Origin of the sequence: Shimia sp. (assembly GCF_022448905.1) — a bacterium.
Lineage (GTDB): Bacteria > Pseudomonadota > Alphaproteobacteria > Rhodobacterales > Rhodobacteraceae > Shimia.
Window position 1 is genome coordinate 44,660 of record NZ_JAKVCW010000007.1, and the last position, 24,747, is coordinate 69,406.

Below are 24,747 nucleotides of genomic sequence, written 5' to 3' on the forward strand. Positions count from 1 at the left end.
GGGTTACTGCTCCTCTGTCGGCTGACCGGCCAGCACCGCATCAACGGTCACACCGGGGCGCACACGCTGGAGGCCTTCGACAATCACGGACTCGCCTTCACGCATGCCATCCTCAACCACCACCGCGGTTTCGACCTGACGGCCTAGGGTCACATAGCGCTGCTCCACAGTCTGTTGTTGGCCAACCACCAGCACAAAGTCCCCACGCTGGTCTCGTTGCACAGCGGCCTGCGGAATCATCAACACTTGACTTGGGGCCGCACTGGCAATGCGGATGTTCAGGAACGCGCCGTCCAGCAACAGCCCACGCTCATTGGCAAATTCCGCGCGCAAGGTGATGGTGCCGGTTGACGGGTTGATCCGGTTGTCGACAAAGACCACCTGTCCAACTTCATCCAGTTCGTCGCCGTTGGGCAAGATTGCAAAGACCTTTGGCGCCTTCTCTCTATCTGACAATTCCTGAAGTTCCGCTTCGTGGTGTTCCATCACCTCCACCAGCTGCTTTTCAGTCAGGGAGAATTCCACAAAGATCGGCGCGGTACGCACGATGTTGATCAGATAGGTGGTGTTTGGACCAACCAACTCGCCCACGCTGACGTTGGACCGGCCGATGCGCCCGTCAAACGGCGCATGGATTTTGGTGTAGTCCAGATCCAGCTGTGCCTGCGCAATGGCAGCTTTGGCTATCGACACCTGCGCCTTGGCCACCTCGTTGTTGGCCACGGCCACATCGCGATCCGCCTCGGTGCCGACATCCCGCTCAAACAGCTCGGTCTTTCGCACCAACTCGACCTCTGTCAGACGCAGATTGGCTTCCGCCTGTGCCAGGTCCGCCTGCCGCGCATCCACGGCCGCCTGATAGACCTCCGGCTCGATCTCAAACAACAGATCGCCCTCAGCCACCTCGTCGCCGTCCTGCCCGTGGATCTTCTCCACAAAGCCGCTCACGCGGGCCACAAGGTCCACTTTGTCCACGGCTTCGCCTTTACCGATAAAAATCACTTCATCCACCAACTCGTCAGTGTAGGCGGCAGCTATTGCGACTTTTGGAGCTGGCGCATCCTGCGCCGCCGCGCTGGTCGCCAATAAGCTGACCGAGAGCATGGCCGCAGAGAGAGAGGTGAAAATCGGAAACTTCATGGTGTCTTATCCCAATAGCTTGGAGATCAGGGCCAAATGAAACGGCGGTGATCACATGACAATTTTTGCCATAGAACCATGGCCCGCCTCAGGCGGCAAGAGTGCGTTAACCACAAAAGCCAAGCATCTGGCAGAAAAAGCAAAAACGCGCCGACGAGCGGCGCGTTTTTCCGAATATTTCAGGTATCAAAACGATCAGTCGTTGTCGTAATAGGCGGGCGGATCATCATAAATCGCCCAGCCAAATTCCCCTTCAGAGCCTGGCAGCTCCTCCGGCTTCATCTTCGCCTGAATGTAAGTTTTTGCGACAAAATGCGCGCTCACCGGCGCGGTCAGGAACAGGAAGATCGTGATCAGCAACTCGTGAAACGACAGCGTGCCTTTCACCAGCAGGAAGTACAGCATCGAGGCGATCAATACGCCGCCCACTCCAAGCGTGGTCGCCTTGGTGGGGGCGTGTAGCCGTTGCATGGTGTCTTTGAGTTTGAGCATGCCAAAACTGCCGACCAGCCCAAACACTCCGGCCAGCACGATGAAGAAGGACACAAGGATTTCTGCAAACATCTGTCTCTCCTTTACTCGATGATGTCGCCGCGCAGTACGAAGCGGCAGTAGGCAACCGTTGACACAAACCCGACCATAGCCACCAGCATGGAGGCCTCGTAGTAGATCGCCGTCCCTTTGTGCACGCCGTACAAGATCAAAAGCGCAATCGCGTTGATCACTATGGTGTCCAGCGCCAAAATGCGATCCGCCGCGGTGGGGCCTTTTGCGATGCGAAACACGCACATCAACATGCCAAGTCCAAAGCAGGCAAAGCCAAAATAGAGAGCCATTGTGATCATGAGAAAATCTCCTTCAACCGGCGCTCGTAGCGGTTTTTGATCTCATCGCGCACCGCCTCCGGATCTTCACAGTCCAGACAATGCACCAGCACGCTTGTGCCATCCGCGGACAACATCGCCGACACCGTACCCGGGGTCATGGTGATGGTGCCTGCCAGAATGGTGATCGCCTCCGGTGACGTGACATCCAACGGCACGGTGACCCATTTCGCGTGAATGTCCTTGTTGCGCTTGAACAGAATGATCGCGGCGACGTGGAAGTTCGCGACCACAATGTCCCATAGCACCACCAGCACATATTCCACCACTTTGAAGTAGTTTTGGATATGTGGGCGTCCCGGCCAATAGGGCGCAGTCAGAATAGGTACGATCACCCCAAAAATCGCCCCCAAGAGCACGTTACCGACCGTCACCTTGTTGACCAGCATCAGCCAAATCACCAACAAGGTCAGGCTCAAAATCGGGTGTGGTAGAAGTTTCCGTCTCATTTCAGATCCTCCCCATTCTGCCCAAGCACCGCGTCAACATAGCCTGACACATCAAACAGCTGAGCTGAGGTTTGCTCCAGATAGCCCATCACAGGCCCGGCAAACGCCGCCAACAGCACCAAGGTAGCCAAAGACAAACTCACACCGGTCAGCGCATTTACACCAATTGTCGCTGCGTCTTTCGGCTCTTCCGCCTCAGGATCGGCCAAAGCTGTGGCTTTCCAGAACACCACGCTGCCCGCTCGCGCAAAGCCCACAATGGTCACCAACGAGCCGATCAGGATCGCCGCCCAGGCCGTCGCCATCCATGGCATGTCGCGCACCCCGTCTAGCACCAGCAGCTTGCCCAGGAACCCGCTCAGCGGCGGCATCCCCGTCACGCCAATGGCGCCCACAAAGAAGAACGCTGCAAACAAGCCGTTCTGATAGATTGGCGGCTGGGCTGACAAAGCATCGCTGCCGCGTCGTGTCACCACCAGATCCGCCAGCAGGAACAGCGCTGCCGCCGCAAAGGTCGAGTGCAGCAGGTAGTACAATCCCGCCGAAATCGCCTCAGGCGTAAACGCCGCTACCGCGAGCAACAATGTGCCCATGGAGCCTACCACTGCAAAGGACAGCATCGGCATCAACCGCCGTGCACCCAACACGCCAATCGCGCCCACCGCCAAGGTGATCACCGCCGCGGGCATGACCCAGCTTCCGATCAGCCCGTCCACCGCAGCCACATCCGGCCCAAACACCAATGTGTAGAAGCGGATGATCGCGTAGGCACCGACTTTGGTCATGATCGCAAACAACGCCGCCACAGGTGCTGGCGCATTGGCATAGGTCGCGGGCAGCCAAAACTGCACCGGGAACAGCGCTGCCTTGATGGCAAAGACCATCAACAGCAACACCGCCGACACGCGCAGGATAGCGGCCTCTTCCACCGGAAGTCCCCGCACTTTCACGGCCAGATCCGCGATGTTCAGCGTGCCGGTCGACGCATACAGCCCGCCAAGTGCAAACAAGAACAGCGTGGAGCCCGCAAGGTTCATCACCACATACTGCAGGCCTGCTTTCAGCCGCACCTTGCCACCGCCGTGGATCATCAAACCATAGGAGGCGATCAGCAGCACTTCGAAGAACACAAACAAGTTAAACGCGTCACCGGTCAGGAAGGCACCACAGACCCCCATCAACTGGAACTGGAACAGCGCGTGGAAGTGCCGTCCGCGGTTGTCCCACTCCGTGGCAATCGCATGCCACAGCACAATCAGCGCCAAAATGGTTGTCAGAAGCACCATCATCGCCGACAGGCGGTCGAGTACCAACACAATGCCAAAGGGCGCAGGCCAGTCGCCAAGGTAGTAGACATGCGTCTCACCATCTGCCGCCATCGCCAGCAAGCCGAGCGAAATCGCCGCCAACATCACCGTGCCCGCCACCGACGCATAGCGCGCAAGCTTAATGTCGTGCCGCATGACATAAGCGATCACCGGCGCCAACAGCGCTGGCAGCACAACAGGAGCAATAATCCAGTGGTTCATACGCCCTGCCCCTCTGTGTCCTGCGCACCATCGTCGTCTGTCATGTTGATCTCATCACTGTCCGCCTCAAGATAGGCGCCCAGCGCGATCATCACCAAAACCGCGGTCATGCCAAAGCTGATCACAATCGCGGTCAACACCAAGGCCTGCGGCAGCGGATCAGAATAGCTGACATCAGCATATTTGTTCAGGATCGGCGGTGCGTTCACCGCCAGACGCCCGGTGGCAAATAGGAACACGTTCACCGCATAAGACAGCAACGCCATCCCGAGGATCACAGGAAAGGCCCGCAGGCGCAGGATCAGGTAGATCCCCCCCGCCGTCAGCACGCCAATGGCACTGGCAACAATCATCTCCATGTCATTGGCCCTCCTTCTGTTCTTGCTCGTCTACGCCATCCTCCGGCGCCTCGGACGGGTCGTGATCCATAGGGGTCACGTTGATGGTTTCCCCGGCAAACCGCGCAATCCGCGACAGGCTGTAGAGCATCAGCATCACCGCGCCCAACACCGCCAAGAACACGCCCAAATCAAACGCCATCGCCGTGGCCCACTCAAACTCTTCGATAGGTGGGAAGTGCAGATAGCCATAGGCGCTGGTCAGGAACGGTTTGCCCGCCAGCCACGCACCCGCACCGGTCAACCCGGCGATGATGACGCCCCAGCCAATCATCGAGTGATACTCGATCCGCTGCCGCAACTGCGCCCAGGCAAAGCCCGAGGCCATGTACTGCATCAGCAAGGCAATGGAGATCACCAGACCCGCAACAAAGCCGCCACCAGGCTGGTTGTGCCCGCGCAAGAAGATGTAGAGCCCCACCATCACTGCCATCGGCAGCATGGCCCGGGTCGCCACCACCATCATCAGCGGGTGACGGTCACGCGACCGATCTGGCGAGAACGCCCGATCCCGCAAACGCTTCGCCGCTGGGCCCCGCAACAGCGCGTCCATCAACGCAAAGATCGCCAGGCCCGCAATGCCCAGCACGATGATCTCGCCGTAGGTATCATAGCCCCGGAAATCCACGAGGATCACGTTCACCACATTGGTACCGCCGCCGCCTTTATAGGAATTGGCCAGGTGATAGGCCGAAATGCTGTCCACATCGCGTGTCAGGAAGGCCATCGCCAAAGCGGCCACTGCGCCGCCGCCAGCAATCGCCACCACAGCATCACGCAGCCGCTTGCCGTTGCTGCTTTCCGCTGGCGTGTCTTTTGGCAGGAAGTAGAGCGCCAAAAGCAGCAGCATGATGGTCACGGTCTCAACCGAAATCTGCGTCAGCGCGAGGTCCGGTGCGGAGAGGTACACAAACCCACCCGAAATCACGAGGCCGATGATCGAGATAAACACCAAAGAGCGGAAGCGATTGCGGTGCTGGCTCACCACCAGCCACGTGGCCGCAATCAGCGACAACCAACCAACCCAAACCAAAGGCGGCACCGGCAGGATCTCTCGTGTTGGCGCGCTGATACCACCGGTGAAATAGGCATGTGCGCCCACCCCGACTGCAGCCACAACCAACAACGCCAGATAGCGGCTCATCACGCCATTATGGGTACCTCGGGCAATGGCTTTGGCCAGCGCCACGCAACTGTCCATGATCGCATCAAAGATCGCTTTCGCCTCAGGCCGACGTGCCCGCAGCCAAATCGCATCCAGCTTGCCGTGCACAGCCAACAGACCACCGCCCACAACAAATGCAATCACCGACATCCACAGCGCCGGTGTCACACCGTGCCAAAGCTTCAAATGCGGATGCGTATCCAAGCCGGTCACAGCATTGGCCGCCACGGTCACCAGCGGCTCTGCCAAAAACGGCATTGCGCCAATGCCAACCACCAGCACCGTCAACAGCGCAGGCGCGGCGTAGAGCCCAAAGGGCGGATCATGTGGCGTGGACGGATAGTCATCGCGCACCGGCCCGCCAAACACGTGGAAGATAAACCGGAAAGAATAGGCCACAGAGAAACAGGCCCCCAAAGTTGCCAGAACCGGTACAATCCAAGGGTTGTTATACCACACCGTGTGCGCCGCTTCTTCAAGCATCATCTCTTTGGAAATAAACCCATTCAGTGGTATGGTCCCCGCCATCGACAGCGCTGTGATCGTCCCGATGATCGCGGTGATTGGCATCAGTTTGGCCAAGCCACCCAGCCGTTTGATGTCCCGCGTGTGCGCCTCGTGGTCGACAATCCCAGCGGTCATAAACAACGCAGCCTTAAAGGTCAGGTGGTTGATGATGTGGAACACAGCCGCAATCACCGCGGCTTTGGTGCCAAAGCCCAACAACATGGTCAGCAGGCCCAAGTGGCTCACGGTCGAAAACGCCAACAAGCCTTTGAGATCATCTTTGAACAGCGCAATCACAGCACCCAGCACCATCGTGATCAGGCCGGTGGTCGCCACGATATAGAACCATGGGTCCGTGCCCGCCAAAACAGGCCACATCCGGGCCATCAGGAACACACCAGCTTTCACCATAGTGGCAGAGTGCAGATAGGCCGACACCGGGGTTGGCGCCGCCATCGCATGTGGCAGCCAGAAGTGGAACGGGAACTGCGCGGACTTGGTGAATGCGCCGATCAGGATCAGGATCAGTGCCAGCATATACCATTCACTCGCCTTGATCACATCGCCCTGCGCCAGAATGTCGGTCAGGTTGTAGCTGCCCACGATGTTTCCAAGGATCAGCATACCGCCAATCATCGCCAAGCCACCTGCGCCGGTCACGGTCAACGCCATCCGTGCGCCCTGACGGCCTTCTGGCAGGTGCTTCCAATAACCAATCAACAAGAAGGACGAGAGGCTGGTCAGCTCCCAGAAAATCAACAAAAGCAGGATGTTGTCGGACAAAACGATGCCAAGCATCGCGCCTTGGAAGAGCAGCAAGTAGGTATAAAACTGCCCCATCGGATCATCACCGGATAGGTAGAACCGGGCATAAAGAATGATCAACAGGCCAACCCCAAGGATCATCCCGGCAAAGAGCAGGCCCAAGCCGTCTAAAAAGAAGCTTGCGGACAAGCCAAGCTGTGGCAACCACTGTATGGTTGTACTCACAACCTCGCCCCGCATCACCGCCGGAGCTTGCGTGCCCAACAGGATAAGCGCCAAAATGGTTGGCACGGCGGTAAATGACGCACAGGCGTTACGCCCTGCACGGATCATAATGCCTGGAACCAACGCACCTAAAAAAGGAAGAATGGCAATCACTGCCAAAACACTGCCGTCGCTCATCCGCGCCCTCCCGTAAAATTAATCCCGAGTGATACTCGTCTCATCGGGCTTGCACAACCGGATGCCGGTCAAAGCTTGCTATGACTGCGACCTCCTACACAGGCTTTCGCCAACTTACCACACTGATTTTTCAGAATTGTTCCGCCAATTGCCGTAAATCCGGATCATCAGGGTTGTAAACCAGCGCCTGACGCATACGTTTCTGCGCTGCGCGACGCCCTTCAACCTGCGCCGTCATCCGGATCAAGCTGCTCCAGGCCTGCGTGTTTTGCGGATTGAGCTTAACCGCCTCCGACAACGCAGCAACGGCTGAGGGGATGTTGCCCGATACCATGGAATAGCCTGCAACCTGCAAATGCGCCTCGGCAAAATCCATCTGGTTTTGAACCACAGAGCCAAATTCCCGATAGGCTTGCCCCAAGGCGGCACGGAGGTCATCCGGCAAGCGATCCGGCCGCTGGCTCATAATGGCCCGCGCCGCCGCCAAGCGCACTGCTTTTACGTCATCATTCAAGCCTTGCAACAAATAGGGCGCGGTCGCCACGACGGCCCGTGCACGCAACGCATTGAGCGCCCCAACCCGGATTTGCGGATCGTCGTTCTGCAAAAACGCCCCCAGATCTTCCAAATCCAGCGTTGTCGCCCCCGGCCCCAACAACCATAATGCCGTCGCCCGCACCAAATTTGGCTGTTCCTCATCTTGTGCCAGCCCCATCAAATCACCCGCAGCGGCTTGCGGATTGGCGCGCCCTTTGGCCAACACTTCGCCGTAGTGAGGCTCCTGCCAGCGGCCATTAGGGAACCAATCGCGCACCTTACCTGCCGCCCACTCGTTGCTCTTATCGTCATGGCAGGTGATGCAGGCGTTGGGACTGTCCAGCGCATCGCTTAGGTCAGGTCGCGGCACGCGAAAGCTGTGATCCCGGCGCGGATCGGTGCCCATATAAACCTTATCCACCATATGACAGCTCACACACTGCGCCGCTTCGGTGCCTTCAGGGTGGTTGGTATGCGCCACATCCTCATAATCTGCCAACCGCAAACTTTCGAAGTCCGGGTTGCCCGCTGGCGAGTGGCACTGCGTACACACGGCATTATCCTCTGCCAAAACCTCTGCGGTATGCGGATCATGACAATTGGCGCAGGTCACGCCTTTCTGAGACATCTTGGACAGCAAAAAGGAGCCGTAGACGTAGACCTCATCCAAAATCTGCCCGTCGGCATGATACAACCCTGGCCGCAACATGGAGAGGTTGTAGTTGTCCGCAAATGCCTCCCCCGGCAACGGATTGCCGTTGCCAAAACCTTCGCGCCGCGCATGGCAACCTGCGCACTGCTCCATCGCCTCGGCCGGCTCTGACATCGTCGCCGTGAAGCCCCAATCGTCCAAACTGACAGCAAAGCGCTCCGGCCGCTCACCGGCCACAATCTGGACATGCGCTGCCCCCGGCCCGTGACAGGCTTCACACCCCACCCCTATTTCAACTTGTGTGCTGGCGTAGCGACGGGTCCGAAAATCATAGTTTTTCTCAAATGCGGTCGCATGACACTCTGCGCAGCGCCCGTTCCAGTTTTTATAAACACCCGTCCAATGATACGCATCTTGCGGTGGCAAGTCCTGATCCGGATAGAGATGGTACCAGCGCTTCTGTTCCACATCCCAGACCACATCAAAACTCTGCAACCGCCCTTTGCCGGTCGACAGGATCGGATGCTCCAATGGGTGTACCCCGCCCACCGAATGCATCTCATATGTCGCTTCAACACCGTCTTTCTCGCGCACAGTCACAACATGGGTTTCACCGTCCTTAGTAAAGGTGGCACGCATGCCATCATGCTCAAAACTCTCGCCTTCAAAAGCCCCAACAAAACTGTCCTCGCTCGGCATCCGCCAGGCTTCGCCGTGGTGCGAGGTTTTCCAATCATCGTAGGCATCTGTGTGACAATCGCGACAGGTCTCTGACCCCACATATGCTGGCACGCCTGCGCCGTGTGGTGTTTGCGTATTCCCGGCACTCCCCAGCGTCAAGCACGCCAGGACCACGCCGAAAAAAGTCTTTAATGTCATAAACCTGTCTTTCAGTTCTGATGCGTGGAGACCGGATTGAGCGGCGGCAAATCCGGAGTCTTCGTGTCGCGACGATAGCGGGTTTCGCGGTGTTTTCTATGGCAGAGTGTTTTGAGGTGATCCCAAGCCTGCGCTTCCTCGGCGGTACCGGCAGTACCGAACCGCGCCGCGCCAATCTGCAAGAATGCCTCCTCAATGCCGAGTTCGGTTTCCTGCTCCGCAAGCGGCACCTTCTGCGCCCAACGCAAATAGGCCGGTTTGGCGGCACTCAAATCCCGTTTCTGCACCGCCTGTTTCAGCAAGCCGTAAGCATAGCCCGCACTTTGCAACCGCCGTTCCTGTGCTAAGCCCCAAGACCGGCGCAAAACCGGCACGCCCCAACGCGCAAAAGCCCATGCAACAAATAACAGCGCCACCAAAGCCACGCCCCACCGTACGATTTTCTCGACATCCAACGGCTCCGCACTGGGCGCCAAAACCGGCGCATCCGCCTGCACGTCAATGGCTTCCGCCGTGGCTTCTTCCACTTTGCCAGTCTTCAGATTGAACCACTGCAAACGCGCCTCAGGCAGCGTGCCTTCCACGCCACCTTCCACCACATAGACCGTCTTCTCCACCCTCGAGCCACTCACCACGCCGCGGTTTTCCGTCTCCTCGGCCACAGGACTTTCTGGATAGGCACGCAGCCCTGCAAGCCCTTCCTCCGGCGTCACAGTTGGCAAAAACATCGGCGACACGCCTTCGATCTTCACCTCAAGAACCCGCGTAAAACTTGCACCGGCATCCAACCCCGTGGTCTCCCCCTCAACAGCTTGCGTCAGGGTCAGCTTCTCGGCGGCCACAAACGGATCCATCGCTTCCGCGCCTTCCGGCACAACACCTGTCACTGTCTGCGCGGGGACCGGCAGCGTTGCCTCGAGCACTTCGCTACCGTCAAGCGCGCGATACCGTACCTTCACCTCTCCCGCCGGAATCTCAAACGTTCCCGGCACCACCGGTGTGATCTGATAGCGCCGCGAAATGCCGGACCAGGTCTCCCCGCCGATGCTCTTGCTGGTCGGCGAGCTCGCCTTGGACGGCAGCCGTACCATCAGGTTCGGGGTCTCAAAATCCGGCCACACTGGCGGGTCCGGCATAAACGTTGGCACCAACACCGTCAGCCGCAGGGTTAACGGCTGTCCCGGCACGGTCTCGCTTTCCTCAAACGTCACCTCCAGCTTGGGCTGAACATCTTGCGCCCAAACCGCCACAACGCTCACCACCCAGAGCACAAAGGCAAAGCCCCATCTCATGGCCGCTCCCCCCGTGCCGCTTCCAACCGGAACCGTTGTTTCAGGAAATCCTCTGTGCGCGTGTCCACCGTGCGCATCCATTGTTCCGTCGACAAATGCGCCGGCGCATCTTCCTGCGGCACTTCGATCTGCGTGTCTTCCCCGCGCCCACTTTCGTTGTCAAACACCACATCGTCCGCGCCAATCCCGGTGTCCTCGCCCGTGTCAGACTGCTCCCGCGTGGTATCCACATAGTCCACGATGGCTTTGGAGATCGGCAGGTTCTGCTGTGCATCCTTGTGCTCGGGATTGATCTCCAAAGCCCGCTCAAACGCCCGCACCCCATCGCGATACCCGCGCGACTTCAGATGCGCCATGCCCTGCAAAAACGCTGCCTCCGCCGTGTCCAGCCGCGCCATCTCCTGCGCTGCCGTCTCATATTGCCCACTGCGATATAGCGCCACGCCGCGCAAATACGGGTCTTCGAACGCCTCCGCAGCAACGGCGTAGTCCTTACGCTCAAACGCCCGCCATCCCTGCTGATCCGGCGTCAAAAACCAATCGCGCCAGCCATCTGCCTGCGCCTGCCCCGGCTGCAACATCCACAGCACCAAGGCCGCTTGTCCGGCCCAACGCACCGCCATCCCGCGCCGGAACCACAGCAGCATCAAAGCCAACGCCGGCCAGGCCAACCACGCGCCGCGATCCTCCCACGGCTGCGCCTCATCTTCCAATTGCGCCCGCCGATAGGCCGAGGCCAACGTGCGCTCCACCTCCGCGACATCCCGATTGTCTGGCGTCACGCGTGTTGCCGAGGCCCCGTCCGGCACCTGTGGCAGCTCAGTACCTTCAGGCAGCATGAACAAAAAACTCATCGAAGCCACAGTTTCAGAGGCTACCGCCTCCTCCGCACCAGAATCAGCTTTGCCCCCAAGCCTCCGCCAGTTCCGCCGCCGCGCTGGCGGATAGCTCATCGACCATAAACACCACGCCCCCCGGCGCACCCTCCCGCGCCAAAAGCGCCTGCGCCGTGGCTAACCCGGCCTGAATGTCCTGCCCTTCAATCGGCATGACAGCCGTGGTCAGCCCCTCCAAATAAGGCTGCATCACCCCGGGGTCTTCACTCATCGGCACCACCACATGCGCAGTCCCTGCAAAGGCCACCAATGCCGTACGCGCTCCGCTGCGCAAGGCAAGCAAATCCATCGTCTTCTGCCGCGCCCGCGCCAGCCGCTGTGGCGCCACATCGGTTTGCTCCATCGACGGCGTGACCTGCATCACCACCACCAGTGGCGCGGTCTGGGCCGCAAAAGGTGTCGGTGCGCGGGTCCAGCTCGGCCCAGCCACAGCGAGAACCAAAAGCAGCAAAACAACCGAGATCACATCAATCGGCTGAACCCGCCCCGCCGCATTCCCGGGCACAGTCAAAGCCTCGGCCAAATGCGGTGCAAGCCAGCAGTCGTTGCCGCCTGTCGCGCCGCGTCGTTGCCGCAACCGGCACCAGGTCACCAATACTGGCAATCCCAACACAAGCAACCAAGGCCGCAGGAAATGAAACGCCTCAAGGAACAGCGACAAGTCAAAGGTCATGCCCGCGCCCTCCCGTGATCCCGCACCCAAAGCGACATCAACAAGATCAACCCAATCGCCATAGCCGCCATCAAAGGCCAATGCGCCAAGTTTTGCTGAGGCCGCCAACTCAATGTCTCGATCTCCTGCGGGTTCAGCGCGTCAATTTCATCGTAAATGCTGTCCAACGCGTCCGCATCGGCGGCAAAATAAGCCTCCCCCCCCGTGCGTTGTGCCAAATTGTTGAGCAACGCCATATCCAGCCGATCCTCGCCGCTAGCCTCCGGGTCACCAACCCCAATCGCAAACATGCGCACGCCCTTGTCCCGCGCAATCTCGGCGGCATTCACCGGGCTCATCCGGCTCGCCGTGTCATTGCCATCGGACAAAAGGATCAACAGCCGTTCCTCAATCTCGCTGGCCTCAAACGTGTTGATCGCCAAGCCAATCGAGTCGCCCAGCGCCGTATGTGGCCCAGCCATGCCCACCTCGGTCTGCGCCAACAACGCCCGCACCGTGTCCAGATCCTCGGTCAACGGCGCCTGCACATAGGCCCGCGTGCCAAACACAATCAGCGCCACCCGGTCGCCAGTCCGATCCGCCAGAAACGCCTCGACCACCTCTTGCACCGCCGCCAGCCGCTGCACCGGTTTGCCGTCCTCACCTGGAAAATCTCGCGTGTCCATGCTGCCGGAAATATCAATCGCCAGGATAACATCCCGCGTCGCCTTGGTGATCTCCTGCGGCGGCCCCAACCGCACCGGCCCTGCCAAGGCCAGCACCAGCAGCGCCCACATCAGGCCGCCCCCAATCAGCGCCCGCCGCTTGTGCGCCACAATCGCAGCTCCGTCTTGAACGGTCAGCCCGGCAGCCTCCGCGATCTGATCAAAAAACGGCACCCGCAGCGCGTCTTGCCGTTGCCGGTATGGAGGCACAATCCGCCGCCAAATCAACGGCAAAGGCAACAGCAACAGCACCCAAGGATGGCTCAGCTCAAACATCCGCCACCTCCGGTGGCTTATGCGATGTAACCCACGCCCGTGCCGCCGCCAGCAACCCCGGATCTGCCTCCACCGGAGCTCTCTGATAGGCCGCGCGCGCCAAGGCCGTCTCCTCAAACTCTCCCGCGCCGGTCTCGCTCAAAAACGTGACCCAAGCCGGCCCACTCAACCCGGCCACACGTCGCCGCCCATAGGCAGCCATCGCCGCACGTTTCAAAATTCCCGAAACAGCCGCCGGATCGTCCCCTGCCTGCGCCAGAGCCTTCAACGCCGCCCGCCGATACGCATTGGCCCGATAGTGCTGCCACGTCCGCCAGCCGCGCCACGCAGAAACAGCCAAGACAATCCCCGCCAACACAAGCCACCCGGCTGTCTGTGGCACCATCGACACCGGTGCCGGGTCCGGCACTTCCGCAAGCTGATTGATCAGCTCGACAAGGCTGTCGTTGTCCACGGCTGCGGTGGCCTCGTCGCTCATCGCGCGCGCCCTCCCAGCAACCGCACCACCTGCGCCAGCGTGTCTTCCGCGGAGGTCAACGGCAGCACCGACAGGCGCATCCGCTTCTGCCACTCTGCCACCTGGTCCCGCCGCGATCCAGTCACCTGCGCCAAGCCCGCACGGACCTCCGCCGCCTGAAAATCCAACAAGGTTTGTTTCTGCCCATCAGACGCCGTCACCTCGCCGGTCTCTGGCACCATGTCCGCGCTGGGGTCACCCACTAGTCCAAGCACCACATCATTGTGCAGCGCAATCGCGCCGAGCCGTCGCTCAGTCTCTTCATCACAGGCGTCAAAATCACTGATCACGATCACCAGATGATCCCGCGTCGCCAACCGCGCCACCGCCGCTAGCACATCGTTAAACGGCATCGGGATCGCTTTTGGCGCATCAGCCTTCAAGCGATGATTGGCCGTCTCCAAACAGGTCAAAAATCGCGTCACCGCCGCCCGTCCCCGTCCGGGGCGCAGCTCATCTATATCGGCATCCCCAAACACCACACCACCCACACGGTCGCCTTGCTTGGCCACCCGATGTGCCACAATCGCTGCGCATTCCGCCGCCGTGACCGCTTTGGTGTTGTGTACCGTGCCGTAAAACATCGACATACGCTGATCGACCACAATCAATGTCGGACGATCCCGCTCCTCGGTGTAAACGCGCACATAGGGCGACCCCGCCCGCGCCGTGACCTTCCAGTCAATCGCGCGCACATCATCTCCCGGCAAGTAGTCGCGCAGCTCTTCAAAGTCCAAACCACGCCCGCGAATGCGTGACCTATGTCGCCCCTGCAACGCTGACCGCGCGGGCTGTTTAGGCAAAAAGGAGATTGCCCGCGCCGCCGCCTCCAAAGACCGCAGCCCCTGCAAACTCACATGGATGCGCGAGTCATCCGCTGCTTCAGACGGCGACCGATCTGGGGCCACACCGGCACGAGACAAAGCTGCACGGTTTCGCATCGCGTCCTCCGCTTACGGCACCGCCACCAAGGTCAACAGCTCGGCCACCACATCATCCGCAGACACCCCACTGCCCTGCGCCTCATAGCTCAGTGCCAATCGATGGCGCAGCACATCCGGCGCAATCGCCTGAATGTCTTCCGGGTCCACATAGTCGCGCCCCTTCATCCAGGCATGCGCCCGCGAGCATCGATCCAGCGCCAGAGACGCCCTTGGGCTACCGCCCAGCTCAATCCACTTGGCGAGGTTTTCACCAAACGCCGCAGGCGTGCGGGTGGCTTGCACAATCGTGGCCATATAGACCTCCATCGCTTCGGCACAGTGCAGACCTGCGATCTCGCGCCGCGCTTGGAACACCACGTCTTGCGAAATCGGTTCACGCGGCGCTTTTGCCGCCTTCTCCGCTGCCTGCTCCTGCAATTGCGCCTGATCTTCACCGCGCACCAGCCGGATCACTTCAATCTCATCTTCCAGTGGCGGATACAGGATGTTCACATGCATCAGGAACCGGTCCATCTGTGCCTCTGGCAGCGGATAGGTCCCCTCCTGCTCCACCGGGTTCTGTGTCGCCATCACCATGAACAGCGGCTCCATCTGATGCGTGGTCCCGGCCACCGTCACCTGCCGCTCTTCCATCGCTTCCAGCAGAGCTGCCTGCACCTTGGCTGGCGCGCGGTTGATCTCATCCGCCAGTACAACGTTGGCAAAAATTGGCCCCGGTTGAAACCGAAACTGGTCTCCGTCGGCCGCGCCTTGCACATACATCTCCGTGCCGGTCACATCCGCAGGCAGCAAATCCGGCGTAAACTGGATACGCGAATAGTCACACTCCAAGTTCTTCGCCAAGGCCTTCACCGCACGGGTCTTGGCCAAGCCCGGCAACCCTTCCAGCAACAGGTTGCCATTGGCCAAAAGCCCAATCAGCAAGCGGTCAATCACATCGCGCTGGCCAATGATGCTCTCACCCATGCGCTCACGAAGCGCATTGATCTCGTCCAGTGCTGCCATCACTCTGCCTCGCCGGTGAAAATCCGCGTCCACTCGTTTTTCATATCCACCAGCACCCAGCCGCGATCTTCGGCCTCATCCAATCCACGATTGAGCACCCCAATGTGCCCTTCTCGGTCATAAGCCCATTCACGCTCACCATCGGTGTGGTGGATATACACCCCCAGCCGCGCGCCCTCACCTGCAGTGGTGTATTCCAGCATCTCAAAGTCGCCGTCTGAGTTGCCCACAGCCATGATCGGCCGTTTGCCGATGTGGTGATTGATTGCCACAGGCTTTCCCGCCTTGTCATCGTTGAAGAACAATGTGTCCTTCTTGATAATCGTCGGCACCCCGTCGACCACTTCATAGGTAGACGTTAACGACGACCCAATCGTCTGCTCTGGCGGGATGCCATAAACGTCCTCGGCAAAGACCCGCATAAAATCGATCCCGCCACCAGAAACGATATAGGTCTTGAACTCCTCGTCCCGCAGATACCGCAGCAGTTCCACCATTGGCTGATAGGTCATCTCATCATAGCCCAACCCCGTGGTCGGATGCTTTGTCTCTGAGACCCACGCGGCCACATCGGCAGAAAAATCATCCAGGCTCTGGTTGGCATGGGACAGCGCCAAAATCTCGATCAGCCCCTCTTTGCCCCCAGCCAAAACACCATCCATGTCGCCCGCCGCGGCAGCCTTCAGCACATCGCTGCTCAGTTTCGACGGATTTTCCGCCCCAATCTTGGCCACGCGATCGAGCGCAAAAAACAGTTGGAAGTACATCGGCTGCTCCGCCCAAAGCGTGCCGTCATTGTCAAAAACCGCAATTCGGTCTGCCGGCGTCACATAGTCGTCGCCGCCAACCTCAGACACCGCTTCGACAAACGCAATGATCCGGTCTTTGGACGCCCCCTGCCAGGACGGCAGTGGATCGGCCAAACCAACACCGGCAACGCCCACCAGAGCCAAAGACAAACAAGTTGTTTTAAACGAAGTCAACAAAATCATGGGACCATCCAAATTGCATTGGGGCCGCGCCCCAGATCAAAAATATCCCTCCCGGCCAAAACCGGCCGGAAGGGTTTTCTCCATCAGGATCTTACTTGGAGCCAATCTGGCTGAAGATCTTGTCCTTGGCATCGCCAATGGTGAAGCTGCCCGGCTTCTGACGTGGTGGGAATTCCTCAAATGTTGCAAGGAACTCGCTCACGTAACCAGCCGCTGGCAACAGCAGGTAGACGCGGTCCAGATACCAATCCCAATAGGTGTTGGAAGTGATGTTGGCGCGTTCATACGGGTCGCGACGCAGGTTGAACAACAGCGGAATACGCAGCTCTGTCCATGGCTCCGCCCAGGCCCGCAGGGTCTGCGGATAGCGGTGCTCGAGGAAGATCACCTTCCAGTCGTTGTAGCGCAGCGCGGTCAGATCACCGTCATCAGAGAAGTAGAAGATCTCCCGACGCGGGGTCTCTTCGGTCTCACCCGTCAGGTATGGCAGGAAGTTGTAGCCATCCAGATGCACCTTGTACTCACGGCCAATCGCCTGAACACCACCGGCTTTGAGCTCTTCCTTGATGTCCGGTTTTCCGGCAACCGCCAGATAGGTTGGCAGCCAATCCATGTGGTGCATGATCTCATTGGAGATCGACCCGGCTTCAATGTTGCCCGGCCAACGCACCATAGATGGCACGCGCCAGCCGCCTTCCCAGTTGGTGTTTTTCTCACCACGGAACGGGGTCATCGCCGCATCCGGCCAGCTGTTCATATGCGGCCCGTTGTCGGTGGAGTAATGCACAATGGTGTTGTCGGCGATGCCAAGCTCGTCCAGCACATCCAGAAGCTGCCCAACATGCATGTCATGTTCGATCATGCCTGCCTGGTACTCATCCATATGTTTGCCAGCGATCTCATCCGCCTTCAGACGCATCTCGTCTTTCACGTGCGTGCGGAAGTGCATCCGCGTACCGCTCCACCAGACAAAAAACGGCTGTCCCTGCTCGTTGGAACGCTTGATGAAGTCAATCGCCGCCGCAACGGTCTCTTCATCCACGGTCTCCATCCGCTTTTTGGTCAGCGGGCCGGTGTCTTCGATTGTGCCATCTGCGGACGACTTGATCACACCACGTGGACCAAACCGCTCGCGGAACTCAGGATCCTGAGGATAATCCTCATTCTCCGGCTCTTCTTCTGCGTTCAGGTGGTAGAGGTTGCCAAAGAACTCATCAAAGCCATGGTTGGTTGGCAGCATCTCGTCCCGGTCACCCAGGTGGTTTTTACCAAACTGCCCGGTGACATAGCCTTCCGCTTTCAGCAGCCCCGCAATGGTCGGATCTTCCACCTGCATGCCCTCAGGCGCGCCCGGCATGCCCACTTTGGACAGACCTGTACGGAACACCGATTGGCCGGTGATGAAAGATGACCGGCCTGCGGTACAGGATTGCTCACCATAGTAGTCGGTGAAAATCATGCCCTCTTTGGCCACGCGGTCGATGTTTGGCGTTTGATAGCCCATCAGTCCCATGGTGTAGGCCGAGATATTGGACTGGCCAATATCATCCCCCCAGATCACAAGAATGTTGGGCTTTTCTTGCGCCGCTAGTGCGGTCGCAACCGTCGTGACCACAGCGGTGACCGCTGATAGACGTACGACAGCCTTCATTGGGTTCAGACCCATAACAAGACTCCCTTAAATAAGCACACCTGAAAAACTTCTTGGCTAAAATCTTGGCAAACAAAAACCGTCAGGTGCCACGCCGAAAAAATGCGCAACCCTCACCCCACTGTCAATTGAAATTACTCCACAATTTGTGGATTTCACAATGTGAAACACAACCCTAAAGAATGCGACATTTAGCCGTGGGACACTGGGTCAACGGAGGTCAGAGGCTGGCAAACCTCGTCGTCAGGTCCTGCGCCTCCGCTTGCAGTCCATAAGGCGCGTTTATGATGAACATGCCTGACCCTATCATACGATGGCCCTCTTTTGCAGGGGGGAATTCCACCTCATGCCGCAGGGCCTTGGGGAAGCTTTTCGCCTCCAGCGCCTCCAGCATCGCTTTGTGCGTGCCGTCTCGCAGGATCGGATACCACAGCGCAATCACACCGACGTTCCACTTGCGGTGCACGTTTGCGATCCAACCCGGCAGGGTTTTGTAGTCGCTCTTGATCTCGTAACTCGGATCAATCAACAGCACACCCCGGCGCGGCGTTGGCGGGCAAATCCCCATGACGGTCTCAAACCCGTCTTTCTGATGCACCTTCGCGCCGCTGCCTTTCATAGCCTGGCGCAACGCCGTCGCTTCCTGAGGATGCAACTCACAAAGCTGCATGCTGTCCTCGCCCCTCAGCAACGCCTGCGCAATCGCCGGCGAGCCGGGATAGGCGGTGTCCCCATGCCGCGCTTGCACAGCCATCAAGGCCCGTTTGTAAGGGTGATCGTCCGCAAACCACCCCGCCACCTTGCCAATCCCGGCCTCGGCCTCACCGGTTTTCACCGCCGCCGCATCATCGAGCTGATAGACCCCGCGCGCTGCGTGGGTCTCTAGATAGCTCATCGGCTTGGGCTTTTGCCCCATATATTCCAGCATCACCGCCAAAAGCGCGTGTTTCTGAACATCGGCCAGATTGCCGGCGTGGAAGATGTGTTGGTAACTCAGCATCCGCTTTCAATAGCCTGCCCGCGCGCCAAAGCCCAGACGGCAGTTTTTGGCCCACCAAAACCGTCAGATTTTGCAACTTCCCGCCCAAGTCTAAGCGGCTTTTTGCGCCCCACTTCAAAGCCTTGTGAGCGCCTGCCACATGGGTCGCGAGACAGACAAGTCTCGCAAAAACAAGACCACCACTCACGCATGAGAGGAAAGACCCATGAACTATCGCACATCCATCTGCGCCGCCGCGCTTTGTGCTCCATTTGCCTTTGCCACCGGCGCTGCCGCCCAAGGCTGGAACTGGTCCTACGGGGCGGACATGACGTCAGACTACATCGACTCCGGTGTGTCCAAATCTGACGGTTTCGCGATCCAACCCTGGGTCGAAGTCGAAAACAGTGGGTTTTACTTTGGCGCCTGGGGCTCCAACGTCGACATCGGCACCGCCGACAAATGGCAATACGACCTGTACACAGGGTACCGCTCCAATGTCGGCACCAACTTTGCCTATGATCTTGGCTTGGTTCGAAAGTCCTACGATGACTCCGGTTACGACAGCAGCGAAGCTGCCGTGGGCCTGACCTACACTTTTGACAACGCCATGTATGTCAAAGGCTACGCCGCCTATGATTGGACCAACAAAAATTACAACCGCTACGCACAGGTCGGCTATGACATTGGCGACCGCTGGAAAACCTCTGCCCGCTACGGCGTAGATGATGGCGCAGCAAGCGACTACTATTGGGATGTGGGCGCGGAATACGCCTTCACCGACAACATCTCCTTCGACATGCGCTACCACGGCCGCGACGGCGACGACGAAGGCGTGGTTGGTATGCTGAAATTTGCCTTCTAAGCGGGCATTTTCGCCTGGATGGCTGCCCTGTGGCCACCCCTCGCGGCGGAATGTCGCCTTTGATTTACTGCGGGTCTTTCACATTGGCCTTCTAGTTCCTATAAGAAGGCCGCCCGGACTTGAGGAGAGTCGCGGGCTTTGGGAATTTCTGGGGAACAAAATCATATGCTGGGAAATTTGGGCGGCCTGTTTACATCCGACATGGCCATCGACCTCGGGACCGCAAACACGCTGGTCTATGTAAAAGGTAAAGGTGTTATTCTCAGCGAACCTTCTGTGGTGGCCTATCACGTCAAAGACGGCGTGAAAAAAGTGCTCGCCGTGGGCGAAGATGCCAAGCTGATGCTGGGTCGGACGCCGGGCAGCATCGAGGCCATCCGCCCCATGCGCGACGGTGTGATCGCCGATTTTGACACCGCCGAAGAGATGATCAAGCACTTCATCCGCAAGGTGCACAAGCGCTCCACATTCTCCAAACCCAAGATCATTGTCTGCGTCCCCCACGGCGCGACCCCCGTTGAAAAACGCGCGATCCGCCAATCGGTGTTGTCCGCTGGCGCACGCCGCGCAGGTCTTGTGGCCGAACCGATCGCAGCCGCCATCGGTGCCGGCATGCCCATCACCGATCCAACCGGCAACATGGTTGTGGACATCGGCGGCGGCACCACTGAGGTGGCCGTTCTGTCCCTGGGTGACATCGTCTACGCGCGTTCCGTGCGTGTCGGTGGTGACCGCATGGACGAAGCCATCATCAACTACCTGCGTCGCCAGCAAAACTTGCTGGTCGGTGAAGCCACCGCCGAGCGTATCAAAACCTCCATCGGCACCGCCCGCATGCCAGACGACGGCCGTGGCGCTTCCATGCAGATCCGTGGCCGCGACCTGCTTAACGGTGTGCCAAAGGAAACCGAAATTTCTCAGGCACAAGTCGCCGAAGCGCTGGCCGAACCGGTACAGCAAATCTGCGAAGCGGTGATGACCGCGCTGGAAGCCACCCCACCGGATCTGGCGGCCGACATCGTGGATCGCGGCGTCATGCTGACCGGCGGCGGCGCGCTGCTGGGCGAGCTCGACCTGGCCCTGCGTGAGCAGACCGGTCTGGCCGTGTCCATCGCTGACGAAAGCTTGAACTGTGTGGCCATGGGCACCGGCAAAGCGCTGGAGTATGAAAAGCAACTGCGCCACGCGATTGACTACGACAGCTAACCCGGCCTCTCAGCGCCGGTTTGGCGTCAGCCTTCCGGCGGTGTAGCATAGCGCCCACCCCTTCTGATCCGGAGGCACCTTGGCCAAAGATCGCACCCAGAGCGAGGATTTCTCCGCACCGCTACGGCGGCTGTTTCTGGGTGTGCTGATCCTGCTTTTGCTTGGCATCTTCCTGATCTGGCGCATCGACAGCCCGCGCGTGGAACGCTTCCGCGCGCAAATCACCGACGCTGTCGTGCCCAACTTCGACTGGGCCATGGCGCCGGTCACCGGCGCGGTCAACATGATGCGCAACTTCCAGAGCTATACCCGCATTGTCGAGCAAAACCGCGAGCTACGCCGCGAGTTGCAGCAAATGAAGGCCTGGAAAGAGGCCGCGATTCAGTTGAGGCAGGAAAATGCCCGTTTGCTTGACCTCAACAACGTGCGCCTTGATCCACAACTCACCTATGTCACCGGAGTGGTATTGGCCGACAGCGGCTCGCCTTTCCGCCAATCCGTGCTGCTCAACATCGGCGCCCGCGATGGCATCATCGATGGCTGGGCCGCGATGGACGGCATTGGCCTTGTGGGCCGCATCTCAGGCGTTGGCCAATCCAGCTCCCGTGTGATGCTGCTCACCGACAGCTCCAGCCGCATTCCTGCCCGCATCCAGCCGTCTGGCCAATCCGCCCTGATCGTCGGTGACAACTCCGTTGCCCCGCACGTGGATTTCCTCGAAACCCCGGACCTCGTGCGTCCCGGCGACCGCGTTGTGACCTCCGGAGACGGCGGCGTCTTCCCCGGCGGGTTGCTGATCGGCCAAGTTGCGGTGGACCCCTCCGGCCGCCTGCGCGTGCGCCTCGCCGCCGACTATGAGCGTCTCGAATTCCTGCGCGTTCTGCGCCACCACGGCCAAGAACGCCTCGACAGCCCCGGTACCGTGATAGCGCCAGACAGCCCCGATGCCTTCTCGGAGACCACCGATGGCTGACGCGGCTCTGTCCAATAAGTGGTTGATGCGGTTTATCTTTGCGCTTTTGTGCCTGCTCTTGGTCTTTGCACAGCTTCTACCTTTGGAAACCACCCCGCGCCGCTGGGCCGGGCCGGAATTCATGGTGGTTCTCGCCTTGGCGTGGGCCGTCCGCCAGCCTGATTATACCCCGCCGCTGCTCATCGCTGTCGTTTTTCTGCTGGCCGACTTCCTGCTGCTGCGTCCCCCGGGACTGGCCGCTGCGATCATGGTGTTTGCCTGCGAAATCCAACGCAACCGCGCCCCCCGCCTGCGCGACGCCACCTTTGCCACCGAATGGCTCACAGCCGCCGTCATCATGCTGGCCATCACCGTAGGGTACCGCCTGATCGGCACCATTTTCCTGCTGCCGCTGCCGTCCCTTGGCCTCATGCTGATGCAAACCATCATGAACATCGCCATCTACCCCGGCGTGGTCTTCCTGTCTCATCTGCTGTTTGGCGTGCGCCGCGCCACAGCCCATGACGCCTTGGGGGCCAACTGATGCGCGCCAAGACCCCCACCGAAATCACCGAGGTCCACGGCCGCCTCTCCCGCCGCGCGCTCCTGCTTGGCGGCACCATGCTGGCCTTTATGACCGGCCTCGGCTTTCGCATGCGCCATTTGCAACTGGACCAAGCGGACCAATACCGCCTTTTGGCCGAAGAAAACCGCATCAACATCCGCCTGATCCCGCCAGCCCGTGGTGAAATTTTTGACCGCAACGGCATTGTGCTGGCCCGCAACGAGCCGTCTTACCGCGTCACGCTGGTGCCCGAAGACGCCGGCGACGTTGACGCCGTGATCGACAAACTGGCGACCTTGGTGGAACTTGACCCCAACGAGTTGGACCGCGCCGTCACCGAGATGCGCCGCTCCCCGCCCTTCCTGCCGGTCACCATTGCGGACCGCGTGAGCTGGGACGAACTCTCCCGCGTTGCCGTCAACACCCCATCCCTGCCGGGCATCACGCCGGAAGTCGGCCTGTCACGCTACTACCCGCTACGCGGCGACATGGCCCATGTGTTGGGCTATGTTGGTCCGGTCTCCGACTACGACCTCTCCAAGATCGACAACCCAGACCAACTGCTGCGCATCCCGCGCTTCCAGATTGGCAAAGTGGGCCTTGAAGGCCGCATGGAAGACGATCTGCGCGGCGTGGCTGGCACCAAACGGGTCGAGGTCAACGCCGTCGGCCGCATCATGCGCGAGCTTGACCGCCGCGAAGGCGAGCAAGGCGACGACATTCAACTCACCATTGACCAGAGCCTGCAGTCCTACGCCCAGGCCCGCTTGGGCGAGGAAAGCGCCGCCGCGGTGGTGATGGACTGCGAAACCGGTGACCTGCTGGCCGTCGCCTCCGCCCCAACTTTTGATCCTAACCTGTTTGTCGAAGGCATCTCGGTCGCAGACTACGGCGAACTCACCGGCAACGACCACCGTCCCCTTGCGGCCAAATCCGTTCAAGGCACCTATCCGCCCGGCTCCACCTTCAAGATGATCACCGCACTGGCGGCCCTTGAAGAAGGCATCATCGGCTTCGACGACACTGTCTACTGCCCCGGCCACATGGAAATCTCCAACCGCCGCTTCCACTGCTGGAAGCGCGGCGGACACGGGCAAATGAACCTTGTGCAGGCTTTGCGTGAAAGCTGCGACGTCTATTTTTACGACATCGCCCTGCAGGTCGGCATCGACAAGATGTCCGAAGTCGCCGCGAGATTCGGGATTGGTGAAAAGTTTGACCTGCCGTTGTCCGGCGTCGCGCGTGGTCTAAACCCCTCGCGCGAATGGAAAAACTCCGTACGCGGCGAAGACTGGGTGGTGGGCGACACCGCCAACGCCTCCATTGGCCAAGGCTTTGTGCTCGCCTCGCCATTGCAACTTGCCGTGATGACGGCACGCCTGGCCACCGGCAAAGCGGTGCCGCCCCGTTTGGTAAAATCCATCAACGGCGTCGAACAACCCATTGCCGAAGCGCCCCGTCTGGACATCAGCCCCACCCACCTCGCGGAGGTGCAACGCGGTATGTATGCGGTCTCCAACCACCGCCGAGGCACAGCCTACAGCAAACGCATCATCGAAGATGAGTACCGCATGGCGGGCAAAACCGGCACCTCTCAGGTGCGCAACATCACCGCCGCCGAGCGTGCGCGTGGTGTGACTCGCAACGAAGACCTGCCGTGGAATCGCCGCGACCACGGCCTGTTTGTAAACTACGCCCCGTTCGAAAACCCGAAGATTGCCGTGGCCGTCGTGGTGGAACACGGCAGCGGCTCCAAAGCTGCCACGCCAATTGGCCGCGACATCACGCTTCAGGCGCTCTACGGCGGCACGCCGCCCCTGTCGGCCTACCCCACCAAAGACCGCAACAGCATCGAGAAACAGCAGGAAGAGCTGGAAAAACTGGTACCGGGCCGCGAAATCACGCGCCGCAACAGGGCATGAG

23 protein-coding genes are annotated in these 24,747 nt (G+C 59.7%); 5 read left to right on the forward strand and 18 right to left on the reverse strand.

All coding sequences use genetic code 11. The features are described from left to right. Positions 1 to 3: 3 nt before the first annotated feature. From MK208_RS09965 to rlmJ, 18 genes are all read right to left on the reverse strand, one after another. On the reverse strand, positions 4 to 1,140 hold the full coding sequence (locus MK208_RS09965; RefSeq protein WP_294116316.1) for an efflux RND transporter periplasmic adaptor subunit: 1,137 nt from the start codon (positions 1,138 to 1,140) through the stop codon (positions 4 to 6). Positions 1,141 to 1,335: 195 nt separating this feature from the next. After that, on the reverse strand, positions 1,336 to 1,704 hold the full coding sequence (locus MK208_RS09970) for a Na+/H+ antiporter subunit G (RefSeq protein ID WP_294116317.1): 369 nt from the start codon (positions 1,702 to 1,704) through the stop codon (positions 1,336 to 1,338). Positions 1,705 to 1,715: 11 nt separating this feature from the next. Continuing rightward, a complete protein-coding gene (locus tag MK208_RS09975) occupies positions 1,716 to 1,985 on the reverse strand; it encodes a K+/H+ antiporter subunit F (protein WP_294116318.1) in 270 nt (89 codons plus the stop codon). Then, positions 1,982 to 2,473 carry a Na+/H+ antiporter subunit E gene (locus MK208_RS09980; protein ID WP_294116319.1) on the reverse strand — a complete coding sequence of 164 codons (492 nt, stop codon included), beginning with the start codon at positions 2,471 to 2,473 and terminating at the stop codon, positions 1,982 to 1,984. The genes MK208_RS09975 and MK208_RS09980 overlap by 4 nt, the downstream gene beginning before the upstream one ends. Next, positions 2,470 to 4,002, reverse strand: coding sequence for a monovalent cation/H+ antiporter subunit D (locus MK208_RS09985; RefSeq protein WP_294116320.1), 1,533 nt, complete (start codon positions 4,000 to 4,002; stop codon positions 2,470 to 2,472). The genes MK208_RS09980 and MK208_RS09985 overlap by 4 nt, the downstream gene beginning before the upstream one ends. After that, on the reverse strand, positions 3,999 to 4,361 hold the full coding sequence (locus MK208_RS09990) for a Na+/H+ antiporter subunit C (RefSeq protein ID WP_294116321.1): 363 nt from the start codon (positions 4,359 to 4,361) through the stop codon (positions 3,999 to 4,001). The genes MK208_RS09985 and MK208_RS09990 overlap by 4 nt, the downstream gene beginning before the upstream one ends. 1 nt (position 4,362) lies before the next feature. Continuing rightward, positions 4,363 to 7,239 carry a monovalent cation/H+ antiporter subunit A gene (locus tag MK208_RS09995; protein ID WP_294116322.1) on the reverse strand — a complete coding sequence of 959 codons (2,877 nt, stop codon included), beginning with the start codon at positions 7,237 to 7,239 and terminating at the stop codon, positions 4,363 to 4,365. Positions 7,240 to 7,369: 130 nt separating this feature from the next. Beyond that, positions 7,370 to 9,307, reverse strand: coding sequence for a multiheme c-type cytochrome (locus tag MK208_RS10000; RefSeq protein ID WP_294116323.1), 1,938 nt, complete (start codon positions 9,305 to 9,307; stop codon positions 7,370 to 7,372). A gap of 11 nt (positions 9,308 to 9,318) precedes the next feature. After that, on the reverse strand, positions 9,319 to 10,599 hold the full coding sequence (locus MK208_RS10005) for a hypothetical protein (protein WP_294116325.1): 1,281 nt from the start codon (positions 10,597 to 10,599) through the stop codon (positions 9,319 to 9,321). Then, complete coding sequence (locus MK208_RS10010) at positions 10,596 to 11,453, reverse strand: hypothetical protein (protein WP_294116327.1); 858 nt, start codon at positions 11,451 to 11,453, stop codon at positions 10,596 to 10,598. Before MK208_RS10010 ends, MK208_RS10005 begins: the two co-directional genes overlap by 4 nt. 43 nt (positions 11,454 to 11,496) lie before the next feature. Further along, positions 11,497 to 12,168 carry a VWA domain-containing protein gene (locus MK208_RS10015; protein ID WP_294116328.1) on the reverse strand — a complete coding sequence of 224 codons (672 nt, stop codon included), beginning with the start codon at positions 12,166 to 12,168 and terminating at the stop codon, positions 11,497 to 11,499. Beyond that, entirely contained in the window at positions 12,165 to 13,148 is a 984-nt protein-coding gene (locus MK208_RS10020; protein WP_294116329.1) for a VWA domain-containing protein, read from the reverse strand. Before MK208_RS10020 ends, MK208_RS10015 begins: the two co-directional genes overlap by 4 nt. Then, positions 13,141 to 13,626, reverse strand: a complete 486-nt coding sequence (locus MK208_RS10025; RefSeq protein WP_294116331.1) for a DUF4381 domain-containing protein — start codon at positions 13,624 to 13,626, stop codon at positions 13,141 to 13,143. Before MK208_RS10025 ends, MK208_RS10020 begins: the two co-directional genes overlap by 8 nt. Continuing rightward, positions 13,623 to 14,606, reverse strand: a complete 984-nt coding sequence (locus MK208_RS10030) for a DUF58 domain-containing protein (RefSeq protein ID WP_294116332.1) — start codon at positions 14,604 to 14,606, stop codon at positions 13,623 to 13,625. The genes MK208_RS10025 and MK208_RS10030 overlap by 4 nt, the downstream gene beginning before the upstream one ends. Positions 14,607 to 14,618: 12 nt before the next feature. Continuing rightward, positions 14,619 to 15,614 (reverse strand): MoxR family ATPase, encoded by a 996-nt coding sequence (locus tag MK208_RS10035; RefSeq protein ID WP_294116333.1) that lies wholly within the window; start codon positions 15,612 to 15,614, stop codon positions 14,619 to 14,621. Further along, positions 15,614 to 16,606 carry an HAD family hydrolase gene (locus MK208_RS10040; protein ID WP_294116334.1) on the reverse strand — a complete coding sequence of 331 codons (993 nt, stop codon included), beginning with the start codon at positions 16,604 to 16,606 and terminating at the stop codon, positions 15,614 to 15,616. The genes MK208_RS10035 and MK208_RS10040 overlap by 1 nt, the downstream gene beginning before the upstream one ends. A 91-nt stretch (positions 16,607 to 16,697) precedes the next feature. Further along, the gene (locus tag MK208_RS10045) at positions 16,698 to 18,272 is read right to left on the reverse strand and encodes an arylsulfatase (protein WP_294116335.1); all 1,575 of its coding nucleotides are present in this window, start codon (positions 18,270 to 18,272) and stop codon (positions 16,698 to 16,700) included. A 205-nt stretch (positions 18,273 to 18,477) separates the two neighbouring features. Continuing rightward, positions 18,478 to 19,257 carry a 23S rRNA (adenine(2030)-N(6))-methyltransferase RlmJ gene (gene rlmJ, locus MK208_RS10050; RefSeq protein WP_294116336.1) on the reverse strand — a complete coding sequence of 260 codons (780 nt, stop codon included), beginning with the start codon at positions 19,255 to 19,257 and terminating at the stop codon, positions 18,478 to 18,480. 205 nt (positions 19,258 to 19,462) lie between these two features. Here rlmJ and MK208_RS10055 point away from each other — a divergent pair, with 205 nt between their 5' ends. The 5 genes from MK208_RS10055 (at position 19,463) to mrdA (ending at position 24,746) form a co-directional block, all read left to right on the forward strand. Continuing rightward, complete coding sequence (locus tag MK208_RS10055) at positions 19,463 to 20,101, forward strand: TorF family putative porin (protein WP_294116338.1); 639 nt, start codon at positions 19,463 to 19,465, stop codon at positions 20,099 to 20,101. Between the two features lie 165 nt (positions 20,102 to 20,266). Continuing rightward, on the forward strand, positions 20,267 to 21,307 hold the full coding sequence (locus MK208_RS10060; RefSeq protein WP_294116339.1) for a rod shape-determining protein: 1,041 nt from the start codon (positions 20,267 to 20,269) through the stop codon (positions 21,305 to 21,307). 79 nt (positions 21,308 to 21,386) lie between these two features. Continuing rightward, positions 21,387 to 22,280 (forward strand): rod shape-determining protein MreC, encoded by an 894-nt coding sequence (gene mreC / locus MK208_RS10065; protein WP_294116340.1) that lies wholly within the window; start codon positions 21,387 to 21,389, stop codon positions 22,278 to 22,280. Continuing rightward, complete coding sequence (locus tag MK208_RS10070) at positions 22,273 to 22,803, forward strand: rod shape-determining protein MreD (RefSeq protein ID WP_294116342.1); 531 nt, start codon at positions 22,273 to 22,275, stop codon at positions 22,801 to 22,803. The genes mreC and MK208_RS10070 overlap by 8 nt, the downstream gene beginning before the upstream one ends. Beyond that, complete coding sequence (mrdA, locus tag MK208_RS10075) at positions 22,803 to 24,746, forward strand: penicillin-binding protein 2 (RefSeq protein WP_294116343.1); 1,944 nt, start codon at positions 22,803 to 22,805, stop codon at positions 24,744 to 24,746. The genes MK208_RS10070 and mrdA overlap by 1 nt, the downstream gene beginning before the upstream one ends. Position 24,747 lies beyond the last annotated feature (1 nt).

What these genes read in the sequence shown, in the direction of transcription:
- MK208_RS09965 (WP_294116316.1), bottom strand. Translation starts at nt 1,140, where the DNA reads ATGAAGTTTCCGATTTTCACCTCTCTCTCTGCGGCCATGCTCTCGGTC.
- MK208_RS09970 (WP_294116317.1), bottom strand. Translation starts at nt 1,704, where the DNA reads ATGTTTGCAGAAATCCTTGTGTCCTTCTTCATCGTGCTGGCCGGAGTG.
- MK208_RS09975 (WP_294116318.1), bottom strand. Translation starts at nt 1,985, where the DNA reads ATGATCACAATGGCTCTCTATTTTGGCTTTGCCTGCTTTGGACTTGGC.
- MK208_RS09980 (WP_294116319.1), bottom strand. Translation starts at nt 2,473, where the DNA reads ATGAGACGGAAACTTCTACCACACCCGATTTTGAGCCTGACCTTGTTG.
- MK208_RS09985 (WP_294116320.1), bottom strand. Translation starts at nt 4,002, where the DNA reads ATGAACCACTGGATTATTGCTCCTGTTGTGCTGCCAGCGCTGTTGGCG.
- MK208_RS09990 (WP_294116321.1), bottom strand. Translation starts at nt 4,361, where the DNA reads ATGGAGATGATTGTTGCCAGTGCCATTGGCGTGCTGACGGCGGGGGGG.
- MK208_RS09995 (WP_294116322.1), bottom strand. Translation starts at nt 7,239, where the DNA reads ATGAGCGACGGCAGTGTTTTGGCAGTGATTGCCATTCTTCCTTTTTTA.
- MK208_RS10000 (WP_294116323.1), bottom strand. Translation starts at nt 9,307, where the DNA reads ATGACATTAAAGACTTTTTTCGGCGTGGTCCTGGCGTGCTTGACGCTG.
- MK208_RS10005 (WP_294116325.1), bottom strand. Translation starts at nt 10,599, where the DNA reads ATGAGATGGGGCTTTGCCTTTGTGCTCTGGGTGGTGAGCGTTGTGGCG.
- MK208_RS10010 (WP_294116327.1), bottom strand. Translation starts at nt 11,453, where the DNA reads ATGAGTTTTTTGTTCATGCTGCCTGAAGGTACTGAGCTGCCACAGGTG.
- MK208_RS10015 (WP_294116328.1), bottom strand. Translation starts at nt 12,168, where the DNA reads ATGACCTTTGACTTGTCGCTGTTCCTTGAGGCGTTTCATTTCCTGCGG.
- MK208_RS10020 (WP_294116329.1), bottom strand. Translation starts at nt 13,148, where the DNA reads ATGTTTGAGCTGAGCCATCCTTGGGTGCTGTTGCTGTTGCCTTTGCCG.
- MK208_RS10025 (WP_294116331.1), bottom strand. Translation starts at nt 13,626, where the DNA reads ATGAGCGACGAGGCCACCGCAGCCGTGGACAACGACAGCCTTGTCGAG.
- MK208_RS10030 (WP_294116332.1), bottom strand. Translation starts at nt 14,606, where the DNA reads ATGCGAAACCGTGCAGCTTTGTCTCGTGCCGGTGTGGCCCCAGATCGG.
- MK208_RS10035 (WP_294116333.1), bottom strand. Translation starts at nt 15,614, where the DNA reads ATGGCAGCACTGGACGAGATCAATGCGCTTCGTGAGCGCATGGGTGAG.
- MK208_RS10040 (WP_294116334.1), bottom strand. Translation starts at nt 16,606, where the DNA reads ATGATTTTGTTGACTTCGTTTAAAACAACTTGTTTGTCTTTGGCTCTG.
- MK208_RS10045 (WP_294116335.1), bottom strand. Translation starts at nt 18,272, where the DNA reads ATGGGTCTGAACCCAATGAAGGCTGTCGTACGTCTATCAGCGGTCACC.
- rlmJ (WP_294116336.1), bottom strand. Translation starts at nt 19,257, where the DNA reads ATGCTGAGTTACCAACACATCTTCCACGCCGGCAATCTGGCCGATGTT.
- MK208_RS10055 (WP_294116338.1), top strand. Translation starts at nt 19,463, where the DNA reads ATGAACTATCGCACATCCATCTGCGCCGCCGCGCTTTGTGCTCCATTT.
- MK208_RS10060 (WP_294116339.1), top strand. Translation starts at nt 20,267, where the DNA reads ATGCTGGGAAATTTGGGCGGCCTGTTTACATCCGACATGGCCATCGAC.
- MK208_RS10070 (WP_294116342.1), top strand. Translation starts at nt 22,273, where the DNA reads ATGGCTGACGCGGCTCTGTCCAATAAGTGGTTGATGCGGTTTATCTTT.
- mrdA (WP_294116343.1), top strand. Translation starts at nt 22,803, where the DNA reads ATGCGCGCCAAGACCCCCACCGAAATCACCGAGGTCCACGGCCGCCTC.